Genomic DNA, 443 nt, shown 5'->3' with positions numbered 1-443 from the left:
AGACGGCCTGACCGATTGGAGCAGCGCCCGTCAGGTGGTATCTGGCAATGTCGCACTGGCCAGTTTCGACTATCAACCGGTGTCCACCCAGCACACCGGCGACCAGACCCGCATCCAGCAAGGCCGTAGCGGTGATGCCTTGCAATCCACCCTGCAGGATTACGACCCGCAGTCGCTGTACTATGCCAGCGATGCCGAGCAGCTCAGCCAGTACGCCCAGCTACGCCAGCAGGCGCACGATGTGCAGGCCAAGCAATTCTCCGGCAGCGGCTCGGTGCGCAGCCTGCAGGCCGGCCAATGGTTCCGCCTGGACGAGCACCCGGCGCACGAGGGCGACAGCAGCGAACAGCGCGAATTTGTGGTGACAGGCCAAACCTTCCGCGCCAACAACAATCTGCCGGGCGATCTGGCCAGCAGCCTGCGCGGCTTGCTGGGCAACGACG

At 64.8% G+C, this 443-nt stretch carries 1 protein-coding gene; it reads left to right on the top strand.

Annotation, left to right across the window (positions count from 1 at the left end):
• On the top strand, window positions 1-443 hold a 443-nt coding region (locus DBR44_RS19415; protein WP_199731122.1), incomplete at both ends, for a contractile injection system protein, VgrG/Pvc8 family.

It is taken from the genome of Aquitalea sp. FJL05 (genome assembly GCF_003852595.1).
In the GTDB taxonomy this organism is placed as follows: domain Bacteria; phylum Pseudomonadota; class Gammaproteobacteria; order Burkholderiales; family Chromobacteriaceae; genus Aquitalea; species Aquitalea aquatilis.
This window is presented reverse-complemented; position numbering and strand designations above follow the sequence as displayed.